This window comes from Nesterenkonia ebinurensis (genome assembly GCF_008711175.1).
Classification (GTDB): Bacteria; Actinomycetota; Actinomycetes; order Actinomycetales; family Micrococcaceae; genus Nesterenkonia; species Nesterenkonia ebinurensis.
The window spans coordinates 20,866-27,653 of the sequence record NZ_VWNF01000012.1; the positions used below are offsets into that span (position 1 = coordinate 20,866).

A 6,788-nucleotide genomic window follows, 5' to 3' on the forward strand; every position below is an offset into this window, starting at 1 on the left:
CCTACTTTAGCGGTTCTCCGGTGTGCTGCTCAGTGTACTGGCCAAGGCATCCTCCCAGACCCGGTCACGCTGCCCGGCCACGATGAAGAAGGGGTTGAGCACCGACTCCTTCTGATTGCAGCGCAGGGGCTGCAGGGTGTGCGCATCAAGTACCACGCCTCCGGCGGCCGTCACCACAGCCTGTGCTGCGGCGGTATCCCACTCCGAGGTCGGAGCCAGCCGCGGGTAGAGGTCGGCATTGCCTTCAGCAACCAGGCAAAGTTTGATGGAAGACCCCATGGAAACACGCTCGTGGCCGGGCAGCTGAGCCACGAAGGTCTCGAACTCCCTCGAACCATGCGACCGGGAGCCGACAATCTTCCAGGGCTCGCTACCGGGAACAGGAAGCGGGCGAACGGCCAGGGGCGTCGAGACCATGGTCCCGTGGGTTCGCCATGCCCCGCGTTCGGAATCCCCCACCCAGGTACGCTCCAGAACCGGGGCGTGGACGATGCCGAAGACCGGGACCCCGTTCTCCACGAGCGCCACATTGAGCGTGAACTCCCCGTTCTTCTTGATGAACTCTTTGGTGCCATCCAGCGGATCGATCAGCCAGTAGCGTGACCAGGTGCGACGAACCTCCCACGGCATATCTGCTGACTCCTCGGAGAGCACGGGTACGTGGGGGATCGCTTCTCGTACCACTGCGGTGAGCGCATGGTGCGCAGCGGTGTCGGCTACGGTCAGCGGAGACTCATCGCCTTTGAACATGACGGCGAAGTCCTGCGTATAGATCTCCAGTACCTTCCGGCCAGCCTCATGCACTCCGGCAACCAGATGCTCCTGGGTTTCCTCATCAATCAACGACACGAAGTTTCTGCTCCTCAGCGCTTTCAGAACGGCCAAACCAGCGGGACCAGGCCGATCACCACAGTACCCGTCAACAGGCTCATCGGGGCGCCGATCCGCACGAAGTCAGTGAACTTGTAGCCGCCAGGTCCTAGCACCATCAGGTTCGTCTGGTAGCCAAGAGGGGTCATGAAGCTGGCGGAGGCAGCGAACATGATGGCGATGATGAACGGCATAAAGCTAACGTCCAGTTGCTCGGCTACCGCTACCCCGATGGGGAACATCAGCACAGCAGCACCGTTATTGGTGATCAGCTCGGTGAAGACGACGGTGAGCCCGTACACCAGGATCAGCGCGATCCAGGGAGCCAGATCCTCGGCGAACAGTAGCCATTCGGCGATCTGTTGCGCTGCACCAGTTTGAGTCATGGCCGCCCCCAGGGCGAAGGATGCGGCGATAACGATGAGTACTGAGAGGTCAATTTCCCGACGTGCCTTGCCGATAGGCACGCACCGGGTGGCGAGCATTGCAAACGTGGCCAACAGAGCCGCCTCCAGGATCGAGATCAGTCCGGCTGCACTGACCGTGACCATCACGGTCAGGATCCCCAAAGCGACAGGAGCTTTCTTGAAGTTCGGCGGCGAGGAGTCGTTCAGCGCACTGACCAGCAAAAAGTCCTTCCGATGCCGGTACTGGCCTACGAAGTCATCACCGGCCTCCATGAGCAGGGTGTCGCCCACCTGAAGCTCAATATCGCCAAGTTTGCCAGTGAGTCGTTCACCGTGCCGCGAAACCGACAGCACGACCGCGTTGTACAGGGAGCGAAAGCGTGACTTGCGGATGCTCTGGCCCAGTCCCGGAAAATCGGGCCCGATGATCGCTTCGACGATCCGGCGGCGCGAATGTCGGATGTCAAGCTTATGGATATCACCTTCGGCCGGTGCCAGTCCGTGAATCCGGCGTAACTCGTGCGCGCAGTCAGGGGATCCGATGAAGACCAGAGCATCGTTCGCATGAAGTACCACCTCCGGTGAGACCGCGGTGAGCAGTTCGCCCTCGCGCTCAATTTCCGCCAGATAGCCATAAGTGAGACTGCGCAGCCCGGCGGCAGCGATGGTCTTGCCCACCAGCGGGCCTCCCGGCTCGACCATGGCCTCGACAGCGTACTCCCGCGCAGATTCGAGCTGTTCGAGAGCGCCTTGGCGGTCAGGCAGGAGTTTGTCCGCGAAGAAGAACAAATACGCAATACCCACGATCACTAGCGGCACCCCGATCCAGGCAGGGTCGAACATGGAGAGCTGAACACCCTGCTCGGCATCGAGTAGACCAACGATCACAAGGTTGGTGCTCGTGCCGATAAGAGTGCATGTGCCGCCGACAATGCATGCATAGCTCAGCGGAATCATCAGCTTCGAAGGAGCTACCTTCAGGCGGGCCGCCCATTCCTGCACCGCCGGAATAAACATGGCGATCACAGCCGTGTTGTTCATGAAGGCGCTCAGCCCGGCGGAGGGTCCCAGGAGACGCAGCTGAGCCGTGCGAGTGCTTGTGGGTTGGCCCAGCAGTCGATGCGCCATCCATTGGATCGCACCTGACTCTTTCAGCCCCGCTGCGACCAGGTACAGCGTGGCAATCGTGAGCACTCCGGTATTGCCGAAGCCGGCCAGAGCGTCTGCAGGAGGGAGAACCCCAGAGACGATCAGAAATGTCACTGCGATCATCAGGATGACATCTGGTGCCAGGTGTGTAACCACCAGCGCGGTCAGTACTAGAAGCACCGTGACAATAGTGAGAACGGCATCGACCGTCATGGGTGCAGGCTCCCCCGGCTCGTGCGAATGAGACGGGGCTTAACGTTATCAGTCCCCTGGCCAACGGCAGCAGAGCCCAGCAGTAAAATCGCCAGCTCTACTTCCGCTTCAGCAGGCCTGCGTTGCGTTCCGAGAAGAAGAGCAACAGATCGATCAGCCTCTGGGCGTCCTCGAGTGTGGGCTCTGGCGAGTACTCCCCGGGCAGAGTGCCGGTGATCAGCTGCTGCCAGAGCTGGGAGAAGTCATAGGACATGGCCCGCTGACCGGCGCGCAGCGAAGCCTCCGACATCGCCTCGTAGCGCTCCGGTGAGGCAAAAACCTCGTCAATTCGCTCGGCAATCGCAGCCGCATCGTCCTGAGGCACGGCGACGATTCCGTCGTTGTCCTGAACCAAAGCAAGCCACGGCAGTTCATACATGAAGACGGGCAGGCCGCGCGACTGCGCCTCGGGAAGGGTCAGCGGATACCCCTCAATGATACTGACATTGACGAAAGCATCAGCAGAGTCGATGGCGTCGGTCAAGTCCTTCCCACGACGCGGACCGATAGCCTCTACCCGCTCCCCCAGACCGCGGCGCTGCGCTTCCGCGTTGAAGGACTCCGCCGTCATCTCACCCCAGTCTGGTCCAATGACGTTGAGACGGAAGTCGAGGCCTCGCTTCTCAAGCTGCTCGGCCACCTCGATGAGCTGCAGCACCCGCTTCGTGTGCTGTTCGAGCCTGCCCCACCAGACAAGCTCAATACGACCCTCGGGCGCCGTCTTGTGGTGGGCGGAATGCGAGGACTCGATCAGCATCGGGGAGGGAGGATTGGGCAGGTAGACCGTGTGCGGAACGCCGCGCAGCTTCCAGAAGGCGACGTCGAGCTCGGAGAGCACGACCAGCCGTGCCAGAAGATGCATGTTCCGCTGCATCAGGGAATGCAGGTCCTTCAGGTCGTAGACGGGCCGACCAGCGAAGTTGTGGATCCAGCCGATGGTCGGTACACCTACCGCACGGGCGGCCATCGCGTACTCCGGCCAATCACGGGTGTAGAGGATCTGATGGTCGATGGCGACATCGATCTCGTATTCGCGGCAGATCCGTGCCCACTCCGCAAGCCGGTCCGACAGGCCCTTCGCCGACGACTCGATGAAGGAGGCTCCCTCGGGAATGAGCGAGCGGTCGCTGCCGGCACGCTTGGCGACGATCGTCACCCGGTAGCCAGCCTCCAGCAGATACCGCGCCTGCGCGAGCAGCACGCCGGAGACCCCGCCGGTCCGCAGCGTCAAGGTAGTCAGAAGCACATGCCGCGCAGGGCGCTCACCTAGCTCGATGCGTTGGCCGTGGCTCTTGAGAGGCGCCAAAGCATCCGCAGAGAAACGTGCCGCAGAAACCAGAATGTCGGTCGCTGAGGCCCGCGTGTGAAGATGCGACAACACCTCAGGAAGCATTTCGGCACTGGTCTGACGTACCAGATAGCCGGTGGTGAAACCGATCACCGACTTCCGCACATTGTCGTAGGAGTCCATCACCAGACCGGGCTCGCTGTGAAGCCAGGCGATCTTACGGACAGCGGAGGCAATGCTGTCAATCGAGTCGATGGCGCTGACGTAGAACTCCGCCCGCTCCATATCCCCCACACGCTGTCCGCTCCCGCCTGATCCAAAGCTGTAGCGGTACAAACGGTCAGGGATCGACACATATCGTTGGGCTAAGGCAGCGACCAGGAACATCAGTGGCACGTCGTTGGCCCGCCGGAGCACAAGGCCTTCCGGGAGATACGAATATGCCTCGCGAAGGACCTCAGTGCGGAACAGGTACCGCCAGATCTGCCCAGAAGCAGGCTTTCCAATCGGGAAGATGCCCTTCAGAATCGCGGCGCCCTCAAGGGAGGCATGAGCTGGCTGTAGGCGCTTCTCGAACGCGCCACCTGTACGTCCGTCGCCGCGGACGATCAGACTCCCGAAACCAACCATGTCCGCCTCCGTGGCCACGGCCTTCTCCGAAGCAGCGGAGGCGGTGGCGGGGGCGAGCCCGTCGTCTCCGTCAAGGAAAAGGGTGTAAGGGGAACGAGCAGCCATGACGCCGACCCTGCGCGCCTGAAAGGCCGATAGGTTTCTTTCCTGCTGAAGCAAGCGGATGCGGGGGTCACGCCGCTGATAGCCCTCGATCACTGACACCGTATTATCAGTGGAGGCATCGTCAACACAGATGATCTCGATGTCCTCGAGGGTCTGACCGGTGGAGCTGTCGAGTGCTGCCGCAATGAACTCCTCATCATTGAACACCGGGATGACGATAGAAACTCGTGGCACGGAACTCCTCGGACTAGAACTAGACAGTAGGGCGGCAAGGCACCATCACAGTATCAACATCGTCCATCCTCTAAATGGAGACACGACACTTTCAACGGACCGCATATCGTCACTCCGTGGAGCCAGTAAGGGACTATTATCCGTACTCATACTTAACCTGTGGTGCTCAGTACCAGCGATCTTCTCCTCCGCGGAACCCACATAAATCTGGGCCTTGCGCACTTCGTCGCAAGGTTCCCACCCTGTCCCTGGAGCGCTGAGAAAGACGACGTCTTCCAGCACGAATTCTCCCCTGCTCTGACAGATGCCGGCATGCCCTTCAAAACTCGAATATCCAGACGGTCCACGCATGGTCCCTACGCAAGAACGATAATCGCTACTGAGTCAGAAGCTGTCTTCAGGACCGTAGCATCTGTCATGTGGGAAGGTGCGCCGTTGGAGGGACCCGTTAGTGGCCTAAGGATCCCTAGACATCCCTCGTCTACGTCATTCGCAACGACAAGTATCGACTCAGGTAAGCCACCTGGGGTTTATGGTTAAAGTTATGCTCACCAGCACCAACTCAGCCTTCGCCTCGCCTGCACAGGAACCGACGACAGGAGTTGAGAGCTTTATCACTGGGGCGGTAGAGCCGCATCGCAACGAGTTCAACATGTGGAAAAAGACACTGAACTCTCATCAAATGCTCTTGGAAGATGCAAAGAAACGCCGAAAGACAGAATCGCAACAGATTGGAGGGACGTATCTTTTCAGTCGCCGTGGACGTCTTATCGGAGGTCTTGACAGCGGCATGACCACTCTGGTCAGTCGACAAGCTAAACACGCTTGCTCGTCTATGCAATTGACAAAGCAATACTTACTGGCTTCTGATGTGCCCCAACCCACGGGACACACCTTCCACTCCACACAGTTGAGCGCCGCAGGGGAGTACGTTCACGGACAAGGCGCGGCAGTGTTGGTAAAACCGGCCACCAGTCAAGCTAGACCAACCATCAGCCGCGAGGTAGCGTCCAGCACGGACTTCACCGCCGCATGGAAACGCGCAGTGGATGCTGTAGCGAAGTTACCCGCCGTCGAGCAGCAGATCAACGTGGAGGTCTACGTGCCCGGAATGAGCCTACGAGTGTGCACAGTAGGTGAAGAAGCGGTGGCCGCCTTAGTTCGGGTGCCACTCTATGTTGTCGGGAACGGAGACAGCACTCTCGAAGAGTTAACCAATGCCGAGAAAGAGCTTCGGTCTCCATGTAGCTATCTCACGGCTCATTTCCCCACAAACAACGAACTCTTCGGAGAGAACTCAGTCTTCGCCTCCACGGACGTTCCCAAGGCCAGCAGTATCGTGTTGCTCACCGAATCTGCGGACATCAAGTTGGCTGGCAACATCACAGTAGATGTATTTGACGCCGTCAGTAACGATTTGCTGTCCCTGGCGGTTGACGCCATGTGGGCTTTCCCCGGACTCCAAGCTACTGCTGTTGACATCCGCACACCCACTCTGCAAAATGCTGACACAGCTGCGGTGACCAGGGTAGAGCCCGCGGCTGATTTCACTGAGTTCATCTACCCGACTCTCGGCCAACCTCGCCGCGTCGGCGTACGAATGATTGATCAGATGACTAAAGTATCCTCCCTCTAGCCGAATCATCGCCCTTAGAAACTTGAACCCTTTTGCGACTGACCTAATCCTGTTATTGGCCGCTTTAATGGAACCTAAAACTTGAGTGGTTGCCCTTCCATGAGCCCGGGCTACCGGAGCTGATCCGCAAACACGTCGATACCGGCCGGCTGCGCTTCACCACCAGCATGGACCAGATCGGCTCCTGGGCTGATGTGCATTTCATCGCAGTAGGCAC

General features: G+C 59.5%; 4 protein-coding genes and 1 pseudogene. 2 read left to right on the top strand and 3 right to left on the bottom strand.

Going from position 1 to position 6,788, the window contains the following annotated elements; all coding sequences use genetic code 11:
* Positions 1-6 precede the first annotated feature (6 nt).
* From cysQ to F0311_RS06970, 3 genes are all read right to left on the bottom strand, one after another.
* Positions 7-849 (bottom strand): 3'(2'),5'-bisphosphate nucleotidase CysQ, encoded by an 843-nt coding sequence (gene cysQ, locus F0311_RS06960; RefSeq protein WP_223881187.1) that lies wholly within the window; start codon positions 847-849, stop codon positions 7-9.
* A gap of 23 nt (positions 850-872) precedes the next feature.
* Complete coding sequence (locus tag F0311_RS06965) at positions 873-2,639, bottom strand: SLC13 family permease (RefSeq protein ID WP_150461236.1); 1,767 nt, start codon at positions 2,637-2,639, stop codon at positions 873-875.
* Positions 2,640-2,736: 97 nt separating this feature from the next.
* The gene (locus tag F0311_RS06970) at positions 2,737-4,935 is read right to left on the bottom strand and encodes a glycosyltransferase (RefSeq protein ID WP_150461237.1); all 2,199 of its coding nucleotides are present in this window, start codon (positions 4,933-4,935) and stop codon (positions 2,737-2,739) included.
* Between the two features lie 544 nt (positions 4,936-5,479).
* Between F0311_RS06970 and F0311_RS06975 the strand changes: the two genes are divergently transcribed.
* Together F0311_RS06975 and F0311_RS06980 are read left to right on the top strand one after the other, a co-directional pair.
* On the top strand, positions 5,480-6,571 hold the full coding sequence (locus F0311_RS06975; RefSeq protein WP_150461238.1) for a hypothetical protein: 1,092 nt from the start codon (positions 5,480-5,482) through the stop codon (positions 6,569-6,571).
* A gap of 89 nt (positions 6,572-6,660) precedes the next feature.
* A pseudogene (locus F0311_RS06980) lies at positions 6,661-6,788 on the top strand (hypothetical protein); the annotation flags it as partial.

Excerpts from the sequence above, each read along its gene's own strand:
- F0311_RS06965 (WP_150461236.1), bottom strand. The coding sequence starts at position 2,639 with ATGACGGTCGATGCCGTTCTCACTATTGTCACGGTGCTTCTAGTACTG.
- F0311_RS06975 (WP_150461238.1), top strand. The coding sequence starts at position 5,480 with ATGCTCACCAGCACCAACTCAGCCTTCGCCTCGCCTGCACAGGAACCG.